The sequence below is a fragment of the Pseudoroseomonas sp. WGS1072 genome, from assembly GCF_049340465.1.
Lineage (GTDB): Bacteria > Pseudomonadota > Alphaproteobacteria > Acetobacterales > Acetobacteraceae > Pseudoroseomonas.
Genome location: NZ_JBMPSU010000001.1, coordinates 425,500 through 447,631, shown reverse-complemented (window position 1 = coordinate 447,631; position 22,132 = coordinate 425,500). Strand labels below are relative to the sequence as shown.

The 22,132-nt window shown below is 71.9% G+C and carries 20 protein-coding genes; 10 read left to right on the top strand and 10 right to left on the bottom strand.

The window, feature by feature from the left end:
- Window positions 1–32 precede the first annotated feature (32 nt).
- From ACF3NH_RS02160 to ACF3NH_RS02150, 3 genes are read right to left on the bottom strand one after another with little or no spacing between them, the layout of a single operon-like run.
- Window positions 33–1,265, bottom strand: a complete 1,233-nt coding sequence (locus ACF3NH_RS02160; RefSeq protein ID WP_198366010.1) for a CaiB/BaiF CoA transferase family protein — start codon at window positions 1,263–1,265, stop codon at window positions 33–35.
- Window positions 1,262–2,077: a CoA synthetase gene (locus ACF3NH_RS02155; RefSeq protein ID WP_422921701.1), complete on the bottom strand. Its 816-nt coding sequence runs from the start codon at window positions 2,075–2,077 to the stop codon at window positions 1,262–1,264. The genes ACF3NH_RS02160 and ACF3NH_RS02155 overlap by 4 nt, the downstream gene beginning before the upstream one ends.
- A complete protein-coding gene (locus ACF3NH_RS02150) occupies window positions 2,074–2,928 on the bottom strand; it encodes a CoA transferase subunit A (protein WP_198366011.1) in 855 nt (284 codons plus the stop codon). The genes ACF3NH_RS02155 and ACF3NH_RS02150 overlap by 4 nt, the downstream gene beginning before the upstream one ends.
- A gap of 112 nt (window positions 2,929–3,040) precedes the next feature.
- On the opposite strand from ACF3NH_RS02150, the gene ACF3NH_RS02145 reads away from it, so the two are divergent.
- Window positions 3,041–3,622: a GNAT family N-acetyltransferase gene (locus tag ACF3NH_RS02145; RefSeq protein WP_422921700.1), complete on the top strand. Its 582-nt coding sequence runs from the start codon at window positions 3,041–3,043 to the stop codon at window positions 3,620–3,622.
- A 16-nt stretch (window positions 3,623–3,638) separates the two neighbouring features.
- Here the strand turns inward: ACF3NH_RS02145 and ACF3NH_RS02140 are convergent, their stop codons facing one another.
- The gene (locus tag ACF3NH_RS02140; RefSeq protein WP_422921699.1) at window positions 3,639–4,337 is read right to left on the bottom strand and encodes a dienelactone hydrolase family protein; all 699 of its coding nucleotides are present in this window, start codon (window positions 4,335–4,337) and stop codon (window positions 3,639–3,641) included.
- A gap of 298 nt (window positions 4,338–4,635) precedes the next feature.
- Between ACF3NH_RS02140 and ACF3NH_RS02135 the strand changes: the two genes are divergently transcribed.
- A complete protein-coding gene (locus ACF3NH_RS02135) occupies window positions 4,636–5,166 on the top strand; it encodes a flavin reductase (protein ID WP_422921698.1) in 531 nt (176 codons plus the stop codon).
- A 56-nt stretch (window positions 5,167–5,222) separates the two neighbouring features.
- On the opposite strand, the gene ACF3NH_RS02130 is transcribed toward ACF3NH_RS02135, so the two are convergent.
- Both ACF3NH_RS02130 and ACF3NH_RS02125 read right to left on the bottom strand, forming a co-directional pair.
- Window positions 5,223–6,461 (bottom strand): polyhydroxyalkanoate depolymerase, encoded by a 1,239-nt coding sequence (locus ACF3NH_RS02130; protein ID WP_422921697.1) that lies wholly within the window; start codon window positions 6,459–6,461, stop codon window positions 5,223–5,225.
- A 201-nt stretch (window positions 6,462–6,662) separates the two neighbouring features.
- Complete coding sequence (locus ACF3NH_RS02125; RefSeq protein WP_422921696.1) at window positions 6,663–7,838, bottom strand: BaiN/RdsA family NAD(P)/FAD-dependent oxidoreductase; 1,176 nt, start codon at window positions 7,836–7,838, stop codon at window positions 6,663–6,665.
- A gap of 116 nt (window positions 7,839–7,954) precedes the next feature.
- Between ACF3NH_RS02125 and ACF3NH_RS02120 the strand changes: the two genes are divergently transcribed.
- Both ACF3NH_RS02120 and ACF3NH_RS02115 read left to right on the top strand, forming a co-directional pair.
- Window positions 7,955–8,896 (top strand): diacylglycerol/lipid kinase family protein, encoded by a 942-nt coding sequence (locus ACF3NH_RS02120; RefSeq protein ID WP_422921694.1) that lies wholly within the window; start codon window positions 7,955–7,957, stop codon window positions 8,894–8,896.
- Window positions 8,893–9,750 carry an inositol monophosphatase family protein gene (locus ACF3NH_RS02115; RefSeq protein WP_422921693.1) on the top strand — a complete coding sequence of 286 codons (858 nt, stop codon included), beginning with the start codon at window positions 8,893–8,895 and terminating at the stop codon, window positions 9,748–9,750. The genes ACF3NH_RS02120 and ACF3NH_RS02115 overlap by 4 nt, the downstream gene beginning before the upstream one ends.
- Before the next feature lie 42 nt (window positions 9,751–9,792).
- On the opposite strand, the gene ACF3NH_RS02110 is transcribed toward ACF3NH_RS02115, so the two are convergent.
- Window positions 9,793–9,966: a hypothetical protein gene (locus ACF3NH_RS02110; RefSeq protein ID WP_198366019.1), complete on the bottom strand. Its 174-nt coding sequence runs from the start codon at window positions 9,964–9,966 to the stop codon at window positions 9,793–9,795.
- A gap of 162 nt (window positions 9,967–10,128) precedes the next feature.
- Here ACF3NH_RS02110 and ACF3NH_RS02105 point away from each other — a divergent pair, with 162 nt between their 5' ends.
- From ACF3NH_RS02105 to ACF3NH_RS02095, 3 genes are all read left to right on the top strand, one after another.
- A complete protein-coding gene (locus tag ACF3NH_RS02105; protein ID WP_422921692.1) occupies window positions 10,129–11,937 on the top strand; it encodes a monovalent cation:proton antiporter-2 (CPA2) family protein in 1,809 nt (602 codons plus the stop codon).
- Between the two features lie 62 nt (window positions 11,938–11,999).
- The gene (soxR, locus tag ACF3NH_RS02100) at window positions 12,000–12,449 is read left to right on the top strand and encodes a redox-sensitive transcriptional activator SoxR (protein ID WP_198366021.1); all 450 of its coding nucleotides are present in this window, start codon (window positions 12,000–12,002) and stop codon (window positions 12,447–12,449) included.
- 90 nt (window positions 12,450–12,539) lie between these two features.
- Window positions 12,540–12,971, top strand: a complete 432-nt coding sequence (locus ACF3NH_RS02095) for a DoxX family protein (RefSeq protein ID WP_422921690.1) — start codon at window positions 12,540–12,542, stop codon at window positions 12,969–12,971.
- A 22-nt stretch (window positions 12,972–12,993) separates the two neighbouring features.
- Here the strand turns inward: ACF3NH_RS02095 and ACF3NH_RS02090 are convergent, their stop codons facing one another.
- Window positions 12,994–13,620 (bottom strand): YcbK family protein, encoded by a 627-nt coding sequence (locus tag ACF3NH_RS02090; protein WP_422921689.1) that lies wholly within the window; start codon window positions 13,618–13,620, stop codon window positions 12,994–12,996.
- Between the two features lie 131 nt (window positions 13,621–13,751).
- The gene (locus ACF3NH_RS02085; protein WP_422921687.1) at window positions 13,752–14,294 is read right to left on the bottom strand and encodes an NUDIX domain-containing protein; all 543 of its coding nucleotides are present in this window, start codon (window positions 14,292–14,294) and stop codon (window positions 13,752–13,754) included.
- Between the two features lie 185 nt (window positions 14,295–14,479).
- Here ACF3NH_RS02085 and ACF3NH_RS02080 point away from each other — a divergent pair, with 185 nt between their 5' ends.
- The 3 genes from ACF3NH_RS02080 (at window position 14,480) to ACF3NH_RS02070 (ending at window position 19,535) form a co-directional block, all read left to right on the top strand.
- Window positions 14,480–15,481, top strand: coding sequence for a glycoside hydrolase family 26 protein (locus ACF3NH_RS02080; RefSeq protein ID WP_422921686.1), 1,002 nt, complete (start codon window positions 14,480–14,482; stop codon window positions 15,479–15,481).
- A 36-nt stretch (window positions 15,482–15,517) separates the two neighbouring features.
- The gene (locus ACF3NH_RS02075; protein ID WP_422921685.1) at window positions 15,518–16,237 is read left to right on the top strand and encodes a 4'-phosphopantetheinyl transferase family protein; all 720 of its coding nucleotides are present in this window, start codon (window positions 15,518–15,520) and stop codon (window positions 16,235–16,237) included.
- A gap of 226 nt (window positions 16,238–16,463) precedes the next feature.
- The gene (locus tag ACF3NH_RS02070; RefSeq protein ID WP_422921684.1) at window positions 16,464–19,535 is read left to right on the top strand and encodes an acetoacetate--CoA ligase; all 3,072 of its coding nucleotides are present in this window, start codon (window positions 16,464–16,466) and stop codon (window positions 19,533–19,535) included.
- Window positions 19,536–19,600: 65 nt separating this feature from the next.
- On the opposite strand, the gene ACF3NH_RS02065 is transcribed toward ACF3NH_RS02070, so the two are convergent.
- Entirely contained in the window at window positions 19,601–22,060 is a 2,460-nt protein-coding gene (locus ACF3NH_RS02065; protein ID WP_422921683.1) for a glycogen/starch/alpha-glucan phosphorylase, read from the bottom strand.
- Window positions 22,061–22,132: the final 72 nt, after the last annotated feature.

The window sequence follows — 22,132 nt, the reverse complement described above, 5'->3', positions numbered from 1 at the left end:
GGGGAGCACAGCTTGGGGGCGCGGCCTCGCGGTCAGCGCCGCTTCTCGACCAGCACGCCCTCGTCCTTCAGCGCCGCGATCTGCTCGTCGGTATAGCCGTGCCGCTTCAGCACCGCCTCGCCATGCTGGTTGAAGGCGGGCGAGGGCGCGCGGGTGCCGCCCGGCGTGCGGGAGAGCTTGATCGGCGTGCCGAGGGCGCGGAACTCGCCCAGCTCCGTGACCATGCCGCGATGCGCGGTGTGCGGCTCGGCCAGCGCCTCGTCCACGTTCAGCACCGGGCCGGCGGGCAGGCCCGCGGCCAGCATGCGGTCGCAGAGCGCGTGCCCGTCCTCCTGCGAGAGCCGCGCCTCCAGCGCCTCGGTCAGCGCCGCGCGGTTGGTGACGCGGTCGCCATTGGTGCGGAAGCGCGGGTCCTCCGCCAGCCCCTCCAGGCCCAGGAAGGCGCAGAACTTGCGGAAGGCCGGGTCATTGCCGGCGGCGACGAAGATCTCGCAGGTGCGGGTGCGGAACTTCGAATAGGGCGCGATGTTCGGATGCGGATTGCCGGTGGCGACCGGGCGGCGGCCGTTCAGCAGGTAGTTCGCCGCCTGCGGATGCAGCAGGGCGGTGCCGCAGTCGTAGAGCGTCATGTCCACGTACTGGCCCTGGCCGGAGCGGTTGCGCTCCTGCAGCGCCATCAGGATGCCGATGGCGGAGTAGAGGCCGGTGGCCAGGTCGACGATCGGCGTGCCCATCCGCACCGGGCCGGTCTCCGGCGTGCCGTTGATCGACATCAGCCCGCACATGGCCTGGATGATGGCGTCATAGCCCGGCAGCCCGCCGCGCGGGCCGGTGGCGCCGAAGCCGGAGACGCGGCAATGCACCAGCTTCGGGAAGCGCGCGCTCAGCACCTCCTGGTAGCCGAGGCCCCACTTCTCCATCGAGCCCGGCTTGAAGTTCTCCACCAGGACATCGGCATCCTCGAGCAGCTTCAGCAGCACCTCGCGCCCCGCCGGCCTGGCGAGGTCGAGGGCGATGGACTGCTTGTTGCGGTTGACGCCGATGAAGTAGCTGGCGGCGTCGCCCTGGAAGGGCGGGCCCCATTCGCGCACCTCGTCGCCCTGCGGCGGCTCCACCTTGATCACCTCGGCGCCGTGGTCGGAGAGGATCATGGTGCAGTAGGGTCCGCCGAGCACGCGGGTCAGGTCCACCACCTTGATTCCGGCGAGGGCGCCCGCCGAGGCGGCGAGGCCCTTTCCTTCGGTCGTGGGCAGGGCATCGGTCATGCGGCGGCTCTCCTGTCGAACACACGGGCGCAGAATTCGGGATAGGTCTCCAGCATCTCGTCACAGACCGGGCCGCGCAGCAGGGCAAGCTCCCGCGGCGTCGGGTCGGGCGTGACGGGCAGGCTGGCCGGCTCGTCATAGTCGAAGCCGGTGGCGGCGCGGATGCTGGCGGCATCCTCGCCGGGATGCGCGCTCTCCAGCGCGAAGCGGGCGCGGGCGGGGTCGAAGCGGAACACCGCGCGGCCGGTCACCAGCGCCTGGGCGGTGCCGCGGCGGAAGACGCCCGGCGGCGAGACGCCGGGGGCGGAGACATTGTCCACCCTCTCCACCAGCACGCGGGGCGAGTGCTCCTCCCGGAACAGGATGGTGCGCGGGGTCATGAAGTACATGAAGGCGCTGCCGAAGCTGCCGGGGAAGCGCACCTCGCGCCCCGGCCATTCGCCGGTGCCGACCAGGTTGATGTTGGCCTGGCCGTCGATCTGCCCGCCGCCCAGGAAGAACAGGTCGATCCGACCCTGGCCGGTGAGGTCGAACAGCTCGCGCGTGCCCTCGGTGAAGGGATTGCCGCTGCGCTTGTGCAGCAGCGACAGGCGCACCTCCTGCCCACCCTTGCGGACCAGCCAGCAGGCCGCGGCGGGGATCGGCGAGGCGGCGCCCACCGCGATGTGACGCGCCGGCGGCGCGGAAGGGTCGCGGATCAGGCGGGCCAGAGCGGCGGCCAGCCGCTCCTCGGGGGCAATCGCGGCGGCCAGCCGCTCCTCGGGGGCAATCGCGGCGGCCAGCCGCTCCCCGGGGGGGAGGGCGCCGCTCATTCCGCGGCCTCCAGCCGGGCGTCCAGCACATGCTCGGCGAGCCAGGCGCGGAAGCCCTCCTCGGTGCGGGCGGCGCGGGCATAGGCGGCGACATGGGCGGCGTCGAAGCCATACTCGTCGAGCAGGGCCACCGGATGGGCGCCGCGCTCCGCCACGGCGAAGGCCTCGACATAGGTGCCGCTGATGGTGCCCGGCGCCAGCCGCTCATCCTCCAGCAGGTTGCCGGGGTGCAGCCGCTCCACCGTCACCAGCGTGCGCCTGGCGGCATGGGCGATGGTGGCGCATTCGCGGCGCCGGCCGAGCCAGACATTGCCGTGCCGGTCGCCCAGCACGGCGTGGAAGAGGGCGAAGTCGGGCGAGAGCGCCGGCAGCAGCACGATCGGGTCGCCGCCCTGCGCGAAGGGATTGTCGATCACCCGCCAGTCCGGCCGGTGCGCCAGGATGTCGCTGCCCAGGATGCCCCGCAGCGGCATGAAGGGCACGCCCTTCTCCGCCGCCTGCAGCATGGTGTGGATGGCCGGGCAGGTGGCGTCGCGGAGCACCAGGCGGCCTTCCCGCACCGCCGCGCCGAAGCGCGGGGCGAAGCCGGCCTCGCCCAGGCTGACGGCGCTGGTCTGCAACTCGGCCACGCAACCGGCGCCGATCAGCAGGTCGGTCGCGAAGCCCGAGACCGGCACGCCGAGCAGCCGGAGGCCGCGCGCGCCGCGCCGGATCAGCGCCTTGGCCAGCGCCACGGAGGGCAGCGAGTTGTCCGGCGGCAGGGCCACCATCGCCCCGTCCGGGATGCGGGCCGCCAGCGCCTCCACGGAAGGGGTCTCGAAGGCGGGGGCCGTCTCGGCCGCTTGGGTCATGCTCACTCCCTTCCAGAACATTCTTGCCCGGCGGCGCAGCATAGTCCCATCGGCGCCGAGGGGGAGGGGGGATGCTGGCCTCCGGGCCGCGCTTCCGGCTAGCCTCCGGCGCATGGCAGACCCCGTGACGCTGAGCGGCCCCCGTCTTCGCCTCCGCCCCTGGCAGGCGGCGGACCGGCCGGCCTTTGCCGCGATGAACGCCGATCCCGAAGTGATGCGCCACTTTCCCGCGCCGCTGGACCGGGGCGAATCCGATGCCTTCATGGACCGTATCGGCGCGCATTTCGCGGAGCACGGCTACGGCTTCTGGGCGCTGGAGCGGCATGCGGAGCCGGGCCTGATCGGGCTTTGCGGCCTGGCGCGCATCCCCTGGGCCGAAATCCCCTGGAGCAACGCCGCCGTGCCGCCGGTCGAGATCGGGTGGCGCCTGGCGATACCCTTCCAGGGCCAGGGCTATGCCGAGGAGGCGGCGCGGATCGCGCTCGCCCATGGCTTCGGGCCGCTCGGCCTCGACGAGATCGTCGCCTTCACCCTGCCGGGCAACACCCGCTCCTGGGGCCTGATGGAGCGGCTGGGCATGCGGCGGGACGGCGCCTTCGACCATCCCCGCCTGCCGCAGGGGCATCCGATGCGGCGCCACCTGCTCTACCGGCTGCGCCGGCCGGACTGGATCGAGGCGCGGCTCGGGGGATAGGACCCCGCGCCGCCGCTCAGCCCAGCGCCTTCGCCAGCAGCTCCGCCGTGCGGCCGTTGGCGATGGTCGCCGCGCGGCCGTCCCAGGAATGGCCGCCCATGCGGGCGAAGGCGTGATCGACCCCCGGATAGACATGCACCGCCGCATGGCTGTTGCCGGCCAGCCCGGCCTGGATCTTCTTCCGCGCCTCCTCGGGCACGAAGCGGTCCTTCTCGGCGATGTGCAGGAGCAGCGGCTTGCCGATGCCGTCCTTGTCCTGCAGCAGGCCGTCGATGCCGACGCCGTAGTAGGAGATGTTGCAGTCGGCGTCCGACTGGGTCGCCATCATGAAGGCCAGGCGGCCGCCGAGGCAGAAGCCCATGGTCCCGGCGCGGCCGTTGCAGCCGGGCATGACGCGCACGGCGGCGAGCGTCGCCTTCAGGTCCTCGACGCCCTTCTGCTGGTCGAAGGCGTTCATCAGCTCGAAGGCGCGGTCCCACTCCTCCTTGCTGCCGTCGGTCAGCTGCACGCCCGGCTCCAGGCGCCAGAACAGGTCGGGGCAGATGGCGATGAAGCCCATGTCGGCGACCCAGTCCGAGAGCGAGCGCATGGCGTGGTTCACGCCGAAGATCTCCTGGATCACCACCACCGCGCCGGCCGGGACCTGCTTCGGCATGGCGAGGTAGGCGGCGAAGCTGCCGCTGCCATCGGAGGCCTGGATCGTGATTTCGGGCATTGCTGCGCGCTCCCTGCTGCTTTGGCGAGGGGGGCAGGATAGCCGGATGGCGCCGTGGCGGAAGGAGGGGGTGGTCAGGCTTTCACCGGCGCGTCATGCTTCCGCCCGGCACCGGGCCAGCCGGCCGGCGCCGCGGCCCTTGGCAAGGCGCCGCCCAGCACCCCATCTCCGGGCCCTGAGCAGATCCTGACCGGACGGCATCGTCCGCTCGGGAAGCGGGACCCGCCGGGACGAGGCGCCGGGGCGGCGGCGGGCCGATGCGAAGGGATGCCGCTTCCAGCGCAGGGATTTCCGACCGATGAGTGTGAGCCGCCCCGAATTCCGCGAAGCCATGGCGCGTCTGGGCGCGGCGGTCAGCATCATCAGCACCGACGGACCGGCCGGGCGGGCGGGCCTGACCGCCAGCGCCGTCTGCAGCGTCACCGACGATCCTGCCACGCTGCTGGTCTGCATCAACCGCAACAGCACCCAGATCGGCGCCATCAAGGCCAATGGCGTGCTCTGCGTGAACGTCCTCACGGCCGAGCAGAAGGAGATCTCCAACGTCTTCGCCGGGCTGACCGGCGCGGCCACGGCGGAGCAGCGCTTCCGCGCCGGCCGCTGGAGCCGGCTGGATACCGGCGCGCCGGTGCTGGACGGCTCGGCCGTCTCGCTCGACTGCGCCATCGAGGAGGTGCTGGAGAAGGGCACCCACAGCGTCTTCTTCGCGCAGATCCGCGGCATCCGCCTGGGCGAGCATGGCCCGGGGCTGATCTGGTGGGGCCGCGAATACCACCCGATCGGGCGGGAGCACGGCCCGAGCGGGTCCCGATCAGGCGGAAGCATCTGATCGGGTGAGGATGCCCGCGTTCCGCCAGAGCGCGGGAGAGAGCCGCCGCCCCCGGCTCAGGAGGCGAGGCGCGACGGGAAGGGCTCGCCCAGGATGGCGCGGCGGACTATCGGATAGACCTCGTTGGCCCAGCGGCGCCCGCTGAACACGCCATAATGCCCGGCGCCCTGCTGCACGTGGTTGTGCTTGAGCGCCGCCGGCAGGTTGGCGCAGAGCGCGAGCGCCGCCGAGGTCTGGCCGACCGCGCAGATGTCGTCCCGCTCGCCCTCCACAGTCAGCAGCCGGGTGCGGGTGATCGCCTCCGGCCGCACCGGGCGTCCGTGATGGGTCATGTGCCCGAGCGGCAGGTCATGGTCTTGGAAGACCGACTTCACCGTCTGCAGGTAGAACTCGGCCGGCATGTCCATGACGGCGAGGTATTCGTCGTAGAAGCGCCGGTGCGCGTCGGCCAGCTCGGAGTCGCCGCCGACCAGGTTGCGGTACTGTTCCTGATGCGCCGTCACGTGCCGGTTCAGGTTCATGGAGATGAAGGCGCTGATCTGCAGCACGCCCGGATAGACCTTGCGCCCGCTGCCCTGGAAGCGCCAGGGAACGGTCTCGATCAGGTTGCGCTCGAACCAGGCGATCTCGTGCTCCTGGGCCAGGCGGTTCACCTGGGTGGGCTTGACGCGGGTGTCGATCGGGCCGGCCATCAGCACCATGCTGTCCGGCGTCGCGGGGTTCCCGGCCTCGGCCATGACGGCGGCGGCGGCGAGCACCGGCACGGCCGGCTGGCAGACCGCCAGCACATGCCCGCCCGGGCCGATCTCCTCCTGGAAGCGGATGACGTGGTCGATGAACTCGTCGAGCCCGAAGCGGCCGGCCGAGAGCGGCACGTCGCGCGCATTGGTCCAGTCGGTGATGTAGACATCGTTGTCCGGCAGGAGCACCTGCACCGTGCCGCGCAGCAGGGTGGCGAAGTGGCCCGAGATCGGCGCCACCACCAGGACCTTGGGCTGGCTGACGGCGCAGTCCTTGCGGAAGTGCAGCAGGGTGCCGAAGGGCGTGGAGAGCACCGCCTCCTCCTCCACCGCCACCTCCTCGTTGCCGAGCATGACCGTGGTGAAGCCGAAGGGGGGGCGGGTATGGGTGATGCCGCTGCTGCCGACCAGCTCCAGCGCGGCGGTGAACTGGCGCAGCATGAAGGTCTCGGGCCGGCCGCTGTCGAACTGGCGCAGCACCGCCCCGGTGCCCTTAGCGAAAAGGCGCATCGGGGTCAGGAGATCCTGCTGCGCCTGATACAGGGAATACATCATCTGCCCGCGTCTCTCCCGGTTCCGGCCCCTCAGTCGGGCCGCCTCGCTCGCCACCCCGCCGGGCCAGGGGGCCGCGACGCGAGCACGCCATAGTGCGAAGCCATCCGTCAACAATCTGTCAAGCCTGGGGCGGGCTGGTTGGTTGCATGGAGCCCATGCGTCAGGGGCGGGTCTGGTCCGCTTGGCCTCCGGGACGGCTTCTCAGAGGGCCTCGCCGGCGACGTGGCCGCTGGCCCAGGCCCACTGGAAATTGTAGCCCCCGAGCCAGCCGGTCACGTCCACCGCCTCGCCGATGACAAAGAGGCCCGGCGCCGCGCGCGCCTGCATGTCGCGCGAGGACAGGGCCGCCGTGTCCACGCCTCCCAGCGTCACCTCGGCCTTGGCGTAGCCCTCGGTGCCGGAGGGGAGGAGGCTCCAGGCGTTGAGCTGGCCGCCGGTCCGCTTCAGGTCGCGATCGGTCTGCGCCGCCAGGATGCCCGCGGGCAGCCAGGCGGTGGCCAGAGCCTGGGCCAGGCGCTGCGGCAGCATCTCGGCGAGCAGGCTGCGCGGCTCGGCGCGGGGGCGGGCCTGCTTGCCGGCCAGCAGCCGGGCGGTGGCATCCTCGCCCGGCAGCAGGTCCAGGGTCAGCGCCTGCCCCTCCCGCCAGGCGGAGGAGGCCTGCAGGATGGCGGGCCCGGAGAGGCCGCGATGGGTGAAGAGCACCGCCTCGGGGAAGGCGTGCCGCCCCGCCCGGGCCACCGCCGGCAGGGAGAGGCCGGAGAGCGGCCGCATCAGCGCCAGCGCCTCACCCTCGAAGGTCAGCGGCACCAGGCCGGGGCGGATGCCGGTCAGCGGCAGGCCGAAGCGCCGGGCGGTGTCGTGCGCCAGGCCGGTCGCGCCCATCTTCGGGATGGAGAGGCCGCCCGTGGCCAGGACCAGGGCCGGGGCGGTGAAGCGGCCATGGTCGGTGTCCAGGTAATAAGCGGTATCCCGCCCGATGTCGGTGACGCGGTGGCCGAGACGGAGCGTCACGCCCGCCGCCTCGCATTCCGCCAGCAGCATGGCGACGATCTGCCGCGCCGAGCCGTCGCAGAAGAGCTGCCCCAGCGTCTTCTCGTGCCAGGCGATGCGGTGCCGGCCGACCAGCCCCAGGAAATCCGCCGGCCGGTAGCGCGCCAGGGCGGATTTGCAGAAATGTGGATTGGCCGAGAAGAAGCGGTCCGGCGCCGTGTGCAGGTTGGTGAAATTGCACCGCCCGCCGCCCGAGATCAGGATCTTGGAGCCGGCCTGGGCCGCGTGGTCGAGCAGCAGCACGCGCCGCCCGCGCTGCCCGGCGCGCAGCGCGCACATCAGCCCGGCCGCGCCGGCGCCGAGGATGATCGCATCGAAATCCCGCATCATCCCCGCCTTAGAGGCGCCGCGCCCTCCCGGCAATCGCGGCCTCGGCCCTGGCGTTTTTCACGCCCCGTCCGGAACCGGATGGAACGGGAAAGATGGCGCGGAGTTAACGCGGCATGAAAGCCACGCTGTTCCACAACCCCTCCGCCGGGGACGAAGACCATTCCACGGAATCCCTGGTGCAGCTCCTGCGCCGGGCCGGCCTTCCGAGCCAGCCGCATTCGACGCGCGGCAACGCCCTGGAGGACGGGCTGCAGGAGGAGAGCGGGATGGTCATCGTGGCCGGCGGTGACGGCACGGTGGGCAAGATCGCCGCCCGCCTGCCGCGCCGCGACCGGCCGCTCGCCATCCTGCCGCTCGGCACCGCCAACAACCTGGCGCGCGCCATGGGCCGCTGGCCCTCGCCGGAGGCCTTCGCCGACCAGTGGCGGCAGGCCGATGAGCGGCGGCTCGCCGTGGCCTTCGCCGAGGGGCCCTGGGGCTGCCGCCGCTTCGTCGAGGCCGCCGGCTTCGGTGCCTTCGCGGAGGCGGTGCAGGAGGCCGACCGGCAGGGGCTGGAGGGCGTCGAGGCCGGCCGCGCCGCCTTCCGGGCCATCCTGCGCCGCGCCGAGCCGGTGACCCTCCGCCTGGAGGCCGATGGCCAGCCGCGCGAAGTCGAGACGCTGCTGGTCGAGGTGATGAACATCCCGCTCTTCGGCCCCAACCTGCCGATAGCGCCGGAGGCCGATCCGGAGGACGGGCTGCTCGATCTCGTCACCCTGGCGCCGGAACGCCGCGAGGCCATGCTGCGCTGGCTGGAGCGCCCCGACGAGGGAAAGGCGCCGACCGATGTGCAGCGGGCCGGCCGGATCGTCATCGACTGGCCCGGCGGCCCCTGTCGGCTGGATGACGAATGCGTCTCGCGCGAGGCACCGATGCGGGTCGTCCTCGGCATCGAGGAGGAGCGGCTGCGCGTGCTGGTGCCGCCCGCGGCGGAGCGGAACACGCCGGACATGGAACCGGACACGGGACAGGCCAAGGGACCGGCCAAGGGACCGGATGGGGAGAGGCGCGCATGACGCTGGACGCGGAGGCGCTGTCGGCCATTGGCCGGATGGCGGTGGAGATGGCTGGGCTCGCCGGGCGCGAGATGTCGGCGGCGCTGGGTCATGCCCTGGCCGTGGCCTACAAGCCCGGCCGGCAAGGGGAGGCGACCCTGCGCGACCCGGTCTCCGAGGTCGATCAGGCGGTGGAGCGGCTGATCCGCGCCCATCTGGCCGAGGCCTTTCCCGACCACGACGTGCTGGGCGAGGAGATGACGGAACGGCCGGCGCGGGGCAGCCCGATCCTGTGGGCGCTGGACCCGGTGGACGGCACGGCCAATTTCATCAACGGCTTCCCGATGTTCGCGGGCTCGGTCGGCGTGCTGCACCGGGGCGTGCCGGTGGCGGGGGCGGTCTGGTGCGCCTCCAGCCATGCCTTGCACGCGGGGGTGTATCACGCGGTGCGGGGCGGCAGCCTCTATTTCGACGGCACCGCGGTGGCGGCGGCCTTCAACCCGGCGGTGCGGCGCCGCCTCGGCGGCTTCGCCGATGCCTCCGCCTCGCGCGCGCCGGCGCTGTGGGAGCCGCGGCGCACCGGCTCGGCTGCCATCGAATGTGCCTTCGTCGCCGCCGGCCTGCTGGAGGTGGCGCGTTTCGAGCACCCCAATGTCTGGGACATCGCCGGCGGCTTCGCGCTGGTCCGCGCCGCCGGCGGCGAGATCCGCACGCTGGGGCCGGACGGATGGGAGGTCTTCGAGGGCTTCGGGGAGGGCGACCCCGCGACGTGGCGGCGGCCGGTCGTGCTGGGGCGGCCGGAGGCGGTGGCCGAACTGTGCCGCCTGTCCGGGGAGGCGGACCGCCCGGAGGGCGGAGGCGCCCCGCTCGCCTGAGGCAGGGCGGGGCCGGGACAGCGCGGCTGGGCGGCGCCGGCCTCAGCCCTGCGAGGCGGCGCGAACCAGTCGCAACAGCTCCTCCGGGATCGGCGCGTCCTCGGGCAGGTCGTAGGCACGGTGGAAGGTTTCGCGCAGCCACTGGTCCACGGCGCGCTGCGGCATGGCGGGCGGCTCGGGGCGGGGATCAGGCTGGCTGTACAGGGCGGCGAACATGGCTTGCATCCAAGCATGATTTAGTGACTTCCGGTTTAACCGCCCGCCGCCTTTTCGGTTGCCCGCTCTCCCGGTCGCGGCCGGGAGGCGTGGCGGAGGAGTGGCGATCTGGCATGATCGGCGGAGAGGCCGCCGGTGGCGGCGGCCGGGAGGGATCGCCGCATGGCCGCCGAGGGATATGCAAGCGAGCTGGGGCCGGTCGTCGGCATCCTGGCGGCCGCGGTGGTGGCGGTGCCGCTGTTCCGCCGGATGGGCCTCGGCTCGGTCCTGGGCTACCTGGCGGCGGGGCTGGCCATCGGTCCCTTCGGCCTGCGGGTGGTGACCGACCCGCAGGCGATCCTGCATGTCGCCGAGCTTGGCGTCGTCATGTTCCTCTTCGTCATCGGGCTGGAGATGCAGCCCTCCCGCCTGTGGGGCCTACGGCGGCAGATCTTCGGCCTGGGCGTCGCGCAGGTGGCGGTGTGCGGCGCGCTGCTGACCGGCATCATCTGGCTGGCCGGCTTCAGCCCCGCCGTGGCCTTCGTGGCGGCCATGGGCTTCGTGCTCTCCTCCACCGCCATCGCCATGCAGGTGCTGGACGAGCAGGGCGAGACCGCCACCCCGGCAGGGCAGCGCATCGTCTCGATCCTGCTGCTGGAGGATCTCGCCATCGTGCCGCTCCTGGCGCTGGTGGCGCTGCTCGGGCCGGCCCAGGCCGAGGGCGACCGCTGGCTCCATGTCGCCATCGCCCTGGGCAGCCTGGCGGCGCTGCTCGCGGCCGGGCGCTGGCTGCTGAACCCGATGTTCGCGCTGCTCGCCGCCGCCGGGGCGCGGGAGGTGATGACCGGCGCCGCCCTGCTGGTGGTGCTGGGCGCCGCGCTGGCCATGGAGCTGGGCGGGCTCTCCATGGCCATGGGCGCCTTCCTGGCCGGGGTGCTGCTCTCGGAATCGGTGTTCCGCCACCAGCTCGAGACCGATATCGAGCCGTTCCGGGGCATCCTGCTCGGCCTGTTCTTCATGGGCGTCGGCATGTCGCTCGACCTTGGCGTGCTGGTGCGCGACTGGCCGCTGATCGTGGTGGGCGTGCTGGTGCTGATGCTGGCCAAGGCGGCGGGCGTCTATCTGGTGGGCCGGGCCTTCGGCGCGGGCGGGCGGGAGGCGCTGCGCCGCGCCGCCGTGCTGGCCCAGGGCGGCGAGTTCGCCTTCGTGCTCTACGCCGCGGCGCAGGCCGGCAGCGTGATCGACGCGCGCACCGGCGCGCTGCTCACCGCCGTGATCATCCTGTCCATGGCCCTGACCCCGCCCGCCGTGCTGCTCGCCGCCCGGCTGCCGCGCCGCGCCGAACCCTCCCTGGAGGGAATCGACAAGGCGGATGCACTGGAGGGCGAGGTGCTGATGATCGGCTTCGGCCGCTTCGCGCAGGTGGCGAGCCAGGGGCTGCTGGCGCGCGGCATCGACCTCTCGATCATCGAATCCAGCACCGAGATGATCCGCACCGCCGCAAGCTTCGGCTTCAAGGTCTATTACGGGGACGGCACCCGGCTCGATGTCCTGCGCACCTCCGGGGCGGGGCGGGCGCGCGCCATCCTGGTCTGCGTCGACAACCGGCAGGCGGCGGACCACATCGTCACCCTGGCGCGGGAGGAGTTCCCCCAGGCGAAGCTCTTCGTCCGCTCCTATGACCGCGGCCATTCCCTCGACCTGATCCGCCAGGGCGTGGACTACGAGATCCGCGAGACCTTCGAATCCGCCATGGCCATGGGCGCCGCCGCCCTGGCCGGCCTCGGCGTGCCGGAGGAGGAGGCGGCCGACCTCATGCGCGACATCCGCCGCCGCGACGCCGCGCGGCTCGACCTGCAGCTCTGCGGCGGGCTGCAGGCGGGACGCGACCTGATGCACGGCAACCGCCCGGTGCCGGGGCCGCTGACCGCGCCGCGCCGGAAGGGACGGGCGCTCAACCCCGAGGCCGAGGTGGCGATGCGGGAGGAGTGAGGCGGCTCGCGAGCGGCGTCTCCCCGCCCTATAACCTCACCCATGGATGAGGTCCCGCCCCGATGAGCCCGCAGGCCCAGGGCCTGAGCGTGGGGGAGGTGGCGCGGCGCAGCGGCGTCGCCGTCTCGACCCTGCATTTCTACGAGGCCCGCGGGCTGATCGAGGGCTGGCGAACCTCCGGCAACCAGCGCCGCTACCACCGCGCCGTGCTGCGCCGCGTCGCCATCATCCGCATCGCGCAGCGGGCCGGCATCCCGCTGGCGACCATCCGCGAGGCGCTGGCCGGGCTGCCGCAGGACCATGCGCCGAGCATGGAGGACTGGCGGCGCTTCACCGCCGACTGGAGCGGGATGCTGCAGCAGCGGATCGACAGCCTGGTGCAGTTGCGGGACCAGCTGACCAGTTGCATCGGCTGCGGCTGCCTGTCGCTGCGCGACTGCCCGCTGCGCAACCCCGAGGACCGGCTGGGCCGGGAGGGGCCGGGTCCGCGCCGGCTGGCCGGCTTCGGCTGAGGCGCCGAACCGGGCTTGACCTCAACCGGGCTTGAGGTCCTAGGACGGGCTCCGGCCGCGCCCCGCGCGCGCAGAACCGGAGAACCGATCTTGCGAAGCCTCCCTGGCGCCCCGGCGCCCGCCGCCATCGCCGGCATCCTCGAATCCCGCGCCTTCGGCCTCCTGGCGCGCATCCTGCTGACCTTCGTCTTCTGGACCAGTGGCCTGGCCAAGCTGCTGGACTTCAGCGCCAGCGCGGCCGTGATGGAAGGCTTCGGCCTGTCGCCGGGCTGGGCGGTGAACCTGGCGACGCTGGTCCTGCAACTCGGCGCCTCGCTGCTCATCATCCTGAACCGGGCGGTCTGGCCGGCGGCCCTGGCCCTGGCCGTCTTCACCCTGCTCACCATCCCGGTGGCGCATCCTTTCTGGGCGCGCGAGGGGGAGGAGGCCTTCCGGGACCTGACGGTGGCGCTCGAGCATGTCTCGGTGATCGGCGGGCTGGCGCTGGCCGCCATCCTGTCCCGTCGGAGCGGCCGGTTCTGAGGGGTGGGCGGCCCCGGGCGCCTCAGCGCCGGCGGGTGGAGGCCCAGGCCTCGGCCATGCGGTTCATCCGCTCGACACGCGGATCGACACGGACCGGCGCCCGGGCCGTGGCGAGCAGGGTGCCGTCACCGCCCCAGTTGCGCACCGGGCCGGAATCGATGTGCACGAAGCCCTGCTGCGGATAGCTGCCGACCCCACCGCGCCGCAGGCGCAGCGCCGTCTCGACGAAATCCGGCAGGCGGGCCGGGGCCACCTGGATGTCCAGCGCGGCGGCCCGCAGATGCTGGCTGTCGCCCGCGCCATGCACCGCGGCATTCGTGGCCGGCGTGCGGTAGCCGGAGAGGATGAGGAACTCCGTCATCCGCTGCCGCGCGCCCAGATCCCAGAGGATGTCGATCGCCGCCGGGTCGAAGGCGCGGATGGCGCCGGTGCGGGTATCGGCCAGCACCTCGGAGATGTCGGCCATGGCGGCGGCATCCGGGGCAATGCCGTTGTGGTAGATGCCGCTGAAGCGGTTCCCGTTGGCGGCATGGCGCAGCGTGATGCGGCGGGGCTCGGGCCCGGCGGGGCGGCTGCGGCGCGTGGCGGCCAGGGCCAGGCCCGGCACGGAGGCGAGAGTGGCGGCGAGAAAGAGGGTCCGGCGACGCATGGCGCGGACCCTAAGGCAGACCGGGCCGCCGCGATAAGCCCATTTCACGCGATTGGGATCAGAAAATAAGCAAAATGAACCGAATTCTTAATATTGATACGATACGTCGCAATTCGGGGTTGTGGGTTTCCTTACAATAGGCTGTGGATCCTCAGCATGCCAAGAGCGGCGATGCTCATCGCATCCATCAGCCTCCCGTCCCGGATCATCGCCTCGACCTCGGCCAGCGGGATGGCGCGGCAGATCATGTCCTGCTCCGACGCCTCGCGCGCCGCCTCGCCCTGGCGCAGGCCGGTCGCCAGGAAGACATGGCCCCGCTGGTTGCAGTAGCCGGCGCCCTGGAAGATCGTCCCCACCCGCAGCAGATGCCCGGCCACCAGCCCGGTTTCCTCGCGCAACTCGGCGGCGGCGACCTCCTCCGGCTTCACCTCCGGGCGGGTCTCCCAGGTGCCCATGGGCATTTCCCATTGCCGCGAGCGCACCGGGTAGCGGTACTGCTCGACCAGCGTCAGGCAGCCCTCCTGCCAGGGAGCGACGATGACGAAGTCGGGGCGCTCCACCACGCCGTAGAGACCCTCCGAACCGTCGCGCAGGCGAGTGCGGTCCTCCCGCAGCCGCAGCCAGCGGTTCTCATAGGCCACCCGGCTGCTCAGGGTGACGATCTCCTCGCTCATGCCCGCTCCGGGATCTGTTTGCGGGCAGCAGGATAGGCGCCGCGCCGGCTTCACGAAACCGCGGCTGGCGCGGGCGTGAACGCGGGACCATCGCAAATTGAGCGATCAGTCTCTATCCTTGGGACGATCAACCGCCGCACCGCCCTTTGGGGCCGCCCCATGGGGCCGATGAAACAGGATTTGCCATGCGCCGCGATGCGACAGGCCGGACGGCCCTGCAAACCGCCCTCAGCCCCGCCGCCGGGAAGCGGCGCCGCCTGGCTCTCGCCCTGTCGGTGCTGGCGGCCCTCGGCCTCGGCCCGGCCGCCGAGGCGCGCGCGGAGGGGCGGGTGCCGATCGGCGCCTATGCGGCGAACGACCCGAAGCTCGTCGAGGAATTCGAGCAGTGGTTCGGCTGCCCGATGGACCAGCTTCTGGTCTTCACCGACCAGGCGAGCTGGGAGGGCATCGGCTGGCCCCAATGGTTCATCAACCAGTTCAAGGCGCTGGACCGGCCGACCCTGTGGTCGGTGGCGATGATCCCCAGGGGCTCCAGCCTGAGGGAGGCGGCCAGCGGGCGCTACAACCGCTACTACGTGTCCGCGGCGCGCGCCCTGGCCGAGACCAAGCCCTTCGCGGATGGCACCATCCGCATCCGCCTGGGCTGGGAGATGAACGGCAACTGGTTCCCCTGGGCGGCGGAGGGCAAGGAGGAGGACTTCATCCGCACCTTCCGCCACATCGTCGATTCCTTCCGATCCGTGTCCGACAAGTTCCGCTTCGAATGGAACTTCAACTACGGGGAGCGGATGGACCCCGCGACGGCCTATCCGGGTGACGACTATGTCGACATCATCGGCATGGACTTCTACTGGAAGCACGAGTACCTGCCGCGCGATCCGGTGGCCGCCTTCGAGCGCATCCGCGATCATCGCTGGGGCCTGCGCTATGTCGAGAACTTCGCCCGCGCGCGCGGCAAGCCCACCGCCTATTCGGAATGGGGCGTGCAGGGCGACAACGCGGCGCCCTTCATCAAGCTGTTCCAGGAATGGATGGCGCAGCACAACGTGCTCTACCACAACTACTGGAATTCCGACGCCGACTATGCCGGCCGCCTCTCCTCGGGCAAGTGGCCCGCCACCGCGCGCGCCTTCCGCGAGACCTTCTGCCCCGCCAGCCGCGCCGAGGCCGCGCCGCCGCGGCGCTGAGCCCCGGCATCCCCCCGGCCGCGCCGGCCGGCGGGCATGACGGTGGGCGAGCTGTCCTGGCCCTGGCCGCCGCGCGCGGCGGCCGACCCGCCGCCGCTGCCGCCCGGGGAGATCCATCTCTGGCTCGCCAGGCTGGACGCGCCGGTCGGGGCGGCGGCGATGGCGCTGCTGGCGCCGGAGGAGCGGACCCGCGCCGCCGCCTTCCGCCGCCCCGCCCTGAGCCAGGCCTATCTGGCCGCGCATCTGGCGCTGCGCCGGCTGCTCGGCGGCTATCTGCGTCGCGCGCCGGCGGGAATCGGCCTGATCCGCGGCCCCGCCGGCAAGCCCGCCCTGCGGCAGGGGCCGGGGGATGCGGCGCCGGGGCTGCAGTTCAACCTCTCCCACGCCGGGGACTGGGCGCTGCTCGGCTTCGCCCGCGGCCGGGCGGTGGGGGTGGATCTCGAGCCGCTGCGGCCCGACCCGCCGCTCGAAGCCGCGAGCCTCGTCTTCTCCCCGGTGGAGCGGCGCCTCCTGGACGCGCAGGACGTGGCATCGCGCGGGACCACCTTCCTGCGCCTCTGGACGCGCAAGGAAGCCCGGCTGAAGGCCGAGGGGCAGGGCTTCTCGCGCGACCCGACACGGCTCTGCACCCTGTCGGAGCAGGGATGGTGGATCGACACGCCCAAGGGGCCGCCGGACCACCTCCTGGCGGTGGCCGCCTCTGCGCGGCCGGCGCGCTGCCTGGGCCATATTCTCTCGGAACAGATCGAAATCTGAGGCAATGCCCGCATCACGAGGTTTTTTGCGTTGCAGCGCAAATCGCGCTTGCACCGGCAAGGGCGCTCATTTCCAATAGGTTACGGCGACTGATAGGCAATGCGTCGAAAAATAGCCAAAATTCAACTAATTGAGATGATTGTTCCAATTCATTGCGGATGGGAAAATTAAAGACGATCCTTGCGGCGGAATGAGTGCGGGGTGGCGTGAGATGGACGGATTGCCGGTGATTCGAGAAGCGCAGCGGCTGGGCGAGGCGGCTCCGGAAACGGTTCTGCACACCCCCTCCGTCGCCGACATGCTGGGGTGTCAGATGGCCGAATTCGCCGCCTGGCTCGCCGGCCAGGGGCTGCTGGCGGAGCCGGCGGGGCCGGAGGCGCTGCAACGCTACGCCGTGCAGGATTACCGCGGCTTCTGGAGTGCCTTCCTGCGCTGGTCCGGCCTGGATTGCAGCGGCGAGGCCGAGCCCGTCTGCACCGGCGACGATTGCGAGACGGCACGCTTCTTCCCCGGCCTGCGGCTGAACTACGCGGCGAATCTGCTCTCGCCCCGCTGGGACGACGCGGCCCCCGCCGTCACCGCCCTGGTGCCGGGCCGCCCGGCCGAGCGCCTCAGCCGGGGCGCCCTGCGCCAGCGGGTGGCGCGGCTCGCCACCGTGCTGCAGCAGCTCGGTCTCCGCCCCGGGGACCGCGTCGGCGCCGTGATGCGCAACGACGCGGAGGCGGTGGTGGCGGCGCTGGCCGTCGCGGCGCTGGGCGCCACCCTCTCGACCGCCGCGCCGGAGATGGGCAGCGAGGCGATCCTCGACCGCTTCGCGCAGCTCGACCCGGTCCTGCTGCTGGCCCATCTGCGGCCGGCCGCCCAGGATACCGGCCTCGCCCTGACGACGCGCCTGGCCCAGGTGGCGCGGGGCCTGCCCGCCTGCCGCGGTGTGGTGGCGCTGGACGGGCCGGCCGAGATCCCGGAACTGCTGCTGCCGCTGCACGATGCCGCGGCCCTGTGCGCCGCCGTGCGGGCCGAGGCGGCGTGGCAGGAGCATCCCTTCAACCAGCCGCTCTTCATCCTGTTCTCCTCCGGCACCACCGGCCAGCCGAAATGCATCGTGCACGGGGCCGGCGGCACGCTGATCGAGCATGTGAAGGAGCACCGGCTGCACAGCGAGCTGCGGCCCGGCGACAAGCTGTTCTTCCAGACCTCCTGCGGCTGGATGATGTGGAACTGGCAGCTCTCCGCCCTGGCCTCGGGCGCCGAGATCGTCACCTACAGCGGCCCGATCGCCGAGGCCGACACGCTCTGGTCGCTGGTGGAGCAGGAGCGGGTGACGCATTTCGGCACCAGCCCGGGCTATCTGAAGATGTCCGAGACGGCCCGGCTGCATCCGGCGCGGGACCACGACCTCTCGGCGCTGCGCGTCATCCTCTCCACCGGCTCGGTGCTGGACGAGGCGCGCTATCACTGGGTGCGGCGGAAGGTGGGCGACCTGCCGCTGCACTCGATCTCGGGCGGCACCGACATCATCGGCTGTTTCGTGCTCGGCCATCCGCAGCGCCCCGTGCATGCCGGGCAGAGCCAGGCCCGCAGCCTCGGCCTCGATGTCCGCGTGCTCTCGGAGGAGGGGCAGGACCGGCCCGGCGCCGTGGGCGAGCTGGTCTGCGCCAATCCCTTCCCGTCCCGCCCCCTGGGCTTCCACGGCGATGCGGACGGCAGCCGTTTCCATCAGGCCTATTTCGCGCAGAATCCGGGCGTCTGGACGCATGGCGACCTGGCGGAGGCGACGCCGGAGGGCGGCATCCGCATCTATGGCCGGTCCGACGGCATCATGAAGGTGCGCGGCATCCGCATCGGCCCGGCCGAGATCTACCGCGTTCTGCGCCGCTTCCCCGAGATCCGCGACGCCATGGTGGTGCTGCAGCGGGACCCCGAGGTGGCAAGCGAGGGTCGGGCGGTGCTGGCCCTGGTGCTGGAGGCGGGGCGGACGCTGGACGGCCCGCTCATCGCCGAGATCCGCCGCGCCCTGGCGCGCGAGGCCTCGGCGGCGCATGTGCCGGACCTCTTCCTACAGGTCGCGGAGTTGCCGGTGACCCATACCGGCAAGCCGTCCGAGGCGGCGATGCGCGACGCGGTGAACGGCCTGCCGGTGCGCAACCTCTCCGCCCTGGCCAATCCCGGATGCCTGGAGGCGCTGCGCCACCACCCGGCGCTGCGCCACGCACCGCTGGCCTCTCCCCTGGCGGCCCGCGCCGCGGCGGCCGGCACGCTGAACTTCCTGCGGGAGCTCTGGCAGGAGCTGCTCGGCATCGCCCCGATCGCGGCGGAGGACGACTTCTTCGCGCTGGGCGGCCATTCGCTCCTGGCGGCGCGGCTCTTCGCCGAGATCGAGCGGGTGAAGGGCGTGCGCCTGCCGCTCACCACCCTGCTGCGCGCGCCCACCGTGGCCGCGCTCGCCGCGCTGGTCGACGTGCCGGAGCCCGCCCCGCCAGGCGGCCGGCTGGTGGTCATGCGCGAGGGCGAGGCCGGGGCCGGCCCGCCGCTCTTCCTGATCCACAGCATGGCCGGCCGGGTGATGGAGCTCTGGGCGCTGCAGCGGGCGCTGCGCACCGGGCGCCGCATCTACGGCATCCAGGCGCAGGGCCTGGAGCCGGGCGGCGCGGCGCAGAGCTGCGTGCATGCCATGGCGGCCGACTATCTCCGCATCCTGCGGGAGGCGCAGCCGAGGGGGCCCTACTGGCTCGGCGGCTACTCCTTCGGCGGGCTGGTGGCGCTGGAGATGGCGCAGCGGCTGCGGCGCGAGGGCGAGGTGGTCGAGCAGTTGATCGCCATCGACACCAGCGTGCATCCCCGCTTCCTGCCGGGGCCTCAGCGGATGCACCACCTCGTCTCCCGCCCGCTGCGGGTGGCGCGCGACATGCGGACCCGCGGCCTGCGGGGCAATCTCGACTTCCTCGGCAAGAAGGGGATGATGCTGCTGGATCGCGCGCGGGTGCGGCTGGGCCGGCCGGCGCGGCATCTCGACCTTGTGGGCGACCTGACGGCGGATGCGCATCTGCCCGAGGATCTGCGCCGGGTGCGGGGCGGCATCATGCTGGCAACCCGCAACTACCGCCCCCGGCCCTATGCCGGGAAGGTCACCCTGATCCACGCCATGCAGGGCGGCGCCTATGACATCCTGCCGACCTGGCGGCGGCTGGCCGGCGAGAATCTCACCCTGCTGCCGACCGAGGGCGACCATCTCACCATGATCCAGGAGCCGCAGGTGCGGAGCCTGGCGCGCCGCCTGGACGCGGTGCTGCGCGGCTGAGGGAAGGGGAGGGGGGCGCCAAGCCGGGCACCCCCCCCTTTTTGAAGTCCCCTTGCCGGCGCCGTTCAGCGGGAGGGCACGTTCCAGATGTCCTCCGCGTATTCGCGGATGGTGCGGTCGGAGGAGAACCAGGCCACCCGCGCCGTGTTCAGGATGCTGCTGCGCCACCAGTGCCGCGGCTGGCTCCAGCGCAGGTCGACCGCGCGCTGCGCGGCGTGATAGGCATCGAAATCCGCGCTGACCAGGAAGTGGTCGGCGTTCATCAGGCCCTGGATCAGGCCGGAATAGCGCTCCGGCTCCTCCGGCGAGAAGACGCCGGCCGCCACCGCGTCCAGCACCTCCTCGAGATCGGGCGATTCCCGGATCTGCGCGCGGGCGTCGAAGCCGTCCCGCCGGCGCGCCGTGGCCTGCGCGGCGGTGAGGCCGAAGATGAAGATGTTCTCGGCGCCGACGCGTTCCAGGATCTCGACATTGGCGCCGTCCAGCGTGCCGATGGTCAGCGCCCCATTCAGCGCCAGCTTCATGTTGCCGGTGCCCGAGGCCTCCATGCCGGCGGTCGAGATCTGCTCCGAGAGGTCGGCCGCGGGGATGATGCCCTGCGCCAGGCTGACATTGTAGTTGGGCAGGAACACCACCTTGAGCAGGCCGCGCACCGTGGGATCGCTGTTGATGACGCGGCCGACATCGTTGATCAGCCGGATGATCAGCTTGGCGGTGTGGTAGCTCGGCGCCGCCTTGCCGGCGAAGATCTTCACCCGCGGCACCCAGTCGCGCTGCGGCTGCGCGCGCATCGCGTTGTAGAGCGCGACGGTCTGCAGGATGTTCAGCAACTGCCGCTTGTATTCGTGGATCCGCTTGATCTGCACGTCGAAGAGCGCGTCGGGATCGACGACGATGCCGGTGCGCGCGACGATCTGCCGGGCGAGCGCCTGCTTCGCCTGGTGCCGTTGCCGGGCGAAGCGCTGCTGGAAGGCGCTGTCCTCGGCGAAGGCGTCGAGACCCTCCAGCCGCTCGGGTTCGTCCAGCACCGCCTCGCCCAGCGTCTCGGTCAGCAGGGCGGTGAGCGGCGGGTTGGAGCGCATCAGCCAGCGGCGGAAGGTGATGCCGTTGGTCTTGTTGACGATGCGCCCAGGGCAGACCTGGTTCAGTTCGGCGAAGACGGTCTTGCGCATCAGGTCGGTGTGCAGGGCGGAGACGCCGTTGACGCGGTGCGAGCCGATGAAGGCGAGATGACCCATGCGCACGCGCCGGCCGTGATGCTCGTCGATCAGCGAGACGGCGGCGAGCAGCCCATCCTGCGCACCCTGGTCGCGCGCCGCCTCCAGGTGCTTGGCGTTGATCATGTAGATGATCTGCATGTTGCGCGGCAGGACGCGTTCCATCAGCGCCACCGGCCAGGTCTCCAGCGCCTCCGGCAGCAGGGTGTGGTTGGTGTAGGAGAAGGTGGCGCGGGTGATGTCCCACGCCTTGTCCCAGGCCAGGCCATGCAGATCGACCAGCAGCCGCATCAGCTCGGAGACGGCGATCGCCGGATGCGTGTCGTTGAGCTGCACGGCCGCCTTTCCGGCCAAGCTGTGGATGTCGCCATGCAGGCGCAGGTGCCGGCGCAGCAGGTCCTGCAGCGAGGCGGAGGCGAAGAAGTACTCCTGCCGCAGCCGCAGCTCCTGGCCCGCCGCCGTCTCGTCGCTCGGATAGAGCACGCGGGAGATCGCCTCCGCCCGCACCCGGTTGGCCATGGCACCGACATGGTCGCCCCGGTTGAACTCCTCCAGGTGGATCGGGTCCGTGGCGCGGGCCGACCAGAGCCGCAGCGTGTTGATCCACTTGCCGCGCCAGCCCACGATCGGCGTGTCATAGGCGATGGCGCGCACCGTCTCGCCCGGATACCAGACCAGCCGCTGCCGCCCGTCCACGCCGGCTTCCGCCGCCACATGGCCGCCGAAGCCGATGTCGTAGATGATGTTGGACCGCTCGAACTCCCAGGGATTGCCCAGCGAGAGCCAGTCCTCGGGCAGCTCGCGCTGGCGGCCGTCCTGGATGACCTGGCGGAACAGCCCGTGCTCGTAACGGATGCCGTAGCCATAGGCGGGGATGCTGAGGCTGGCCATGCTCTCCATGAAGCAGGCGGCGAGGCGGCCCAGGCCGCCATTGCCGAGCGCCGCGTCGGCCTCCTGCGCCGTCACCTCGTCCAGCTCGACGCCGAGGCCCGAGAGGGCCTCGTGCACCGGCTCGGTCATGCCGAGATTGCCCAGCGCGTCCGAGAGCAGCCGCCCGATCAGGAACTCGAGCGACATGTAGCAGACCTGCTTGTGCCCCTGCGCCACCGTCTCGGCGTTGGAGGCGCGCCAGCGGTCCACGATCCGGTGCCGGGTGGCGAGCGTCACGGCCAGGAACCAGTCGCGCGCGCTGGCCCGGTCCGGGTTGGCGCCGACATGGTAGATCAACTGGGCCATGATATCGCGGCGGAGGCTCGCCGCGTCGTCGGCGCTGGTCACGAGGGTGGAATGCACGGGGCTGTCACTCATGCAGGGTATTCCCAGGGCTGAACCCCATCATGCCAGCAGAGGAAGGGCCGCTGTCCAGCGCCTTCGCGCATC

Coding starts and splice junctions, on each gene's coding strand:
- ACF3NH_RS02160 (WP_198366010.1), bottom strand. CDS start 1,265: ATGACCGATGCCCTGCCCACGACCGAAGGAAAGGGCCTCGCCGCCTCG.
- ACF3NH_RS02155 (WP_422921701.1), bottom strand. CDS start 2,077: ATGAGCGGCGCCCTCCCCCCCGGGGAGCGGCTGGCCGCCGCGATTGCC.
- ACF3NH_RS02150 (WP_198366011.1), bottom strand. CDS start 2,928: ATGACCCAAGCGGCCGAGACGGCCCCCGCCTTCGAGACCCCTTCCGTG.
- ACF3NH_RS02145 (WP_422921700.1), top strand. CDS start 3,041: ATGGCAGACCCCGTGACGCTGAGCGGCCCCCGTCTTCGCCTCCGCCCC.
- ACF3NH_RS02140 (WP_422921699.1), bottom strand. CDS start 4,337: ATGCCCGAAATCACGATCCAGGCCTCCGATGGCAGCGGCAGCTTCGCC.
- ACF3NH_RS02135 (WP_422921698.1), top strand. CDS start 4,636: ATGAGTGTGAGCCGCCCCGAATTCCGCGAAGCCATGGCGCGTCTGGGC.
- ACF3NH_RS02130 (WP_422921697.1), bottom strand. CDS start 6,461: ATGATGTATTCCCTGTATCAGGCGCAGCAGGATCTCCTGACCCCGATG.
- ACF3NH_RS02125 (WP_422921696.1), bottom strand. CDS start 7,838: ATGCGGGATTTCGATGCGATCATCCTCGGCGCCGGCGCGGCCGGGCTG.
- ACF3NH_RS02120 (WP_422921694.1), top strand. CDS start 7,955: ATGAAAGCCACGCTGTTCCACAACCCCTCCGCCGGGGACGAAGACCAT.
- ACF3NH_RS02115 (WP_422921693.1), top strand. CDS start 8,893: ATGACGCTGGACGCGGAGGCGCTGTCGGCCATTGGCCGGATGGCGGTG.
- ACF3NH_RS02110 (WP_198366019.1), bottom strand. CDS start 9,966: ATGTTCGCCGCCCTGTACAGCCAGCCTGATCCCCGCCCCGAGCCGCCC.
- ACF3NH_RS02105 (WP_422921692.1), top strand. CDS start 10,129: ATGGCCGCCGAGGGATATGCAAGCGAGCTGGGGCCGGTCGTCGGCATC.
- soxR (WP_198366021.1), top strand. CDS start 12,000: ATGAGCCCGCAGGCCCAGGGCCTGAGCGTGGGGGAGGTGGCGCGGCGC.
- ACF3NH_RS02090 (WP_422921689.1), bottom strand. CDS start 13,620: ATGCGTCGCCGGACCCTCTTTCTCGCCGCCACTCTCGCCTCCGTGCCG.
- ACF3NH_RS02085 (WP_422921687.1), bottom strand. CDS start 14,294: ATGAGCGAGGAGATCGTCACCCTGAGCAGCCGGGTGGCCTATGAGAAC.
- ACF3NH_RS02080 (WP_422921686.1), top strand. CDS start 14,480: ATGCGCCGCGATGCGACAGGCCGGACGGCCCTGCAAACCGCCCTCAGC.
- ACF3NH_RS02075 (WP_422921685.1), top strand. CDS start 15,518: ATGACGGTGGGCGAGCTGTCCTGGCCCTGGCCGCCGCGCGCGGCGGCC.
- ACF3NH_RS02065 (WP_422921683.1), bottom strand. CDS start 22,060: ATGAGTGACAGCCCCGTGCATTCCACCCTCGTGACCAGCGCCGACGAC.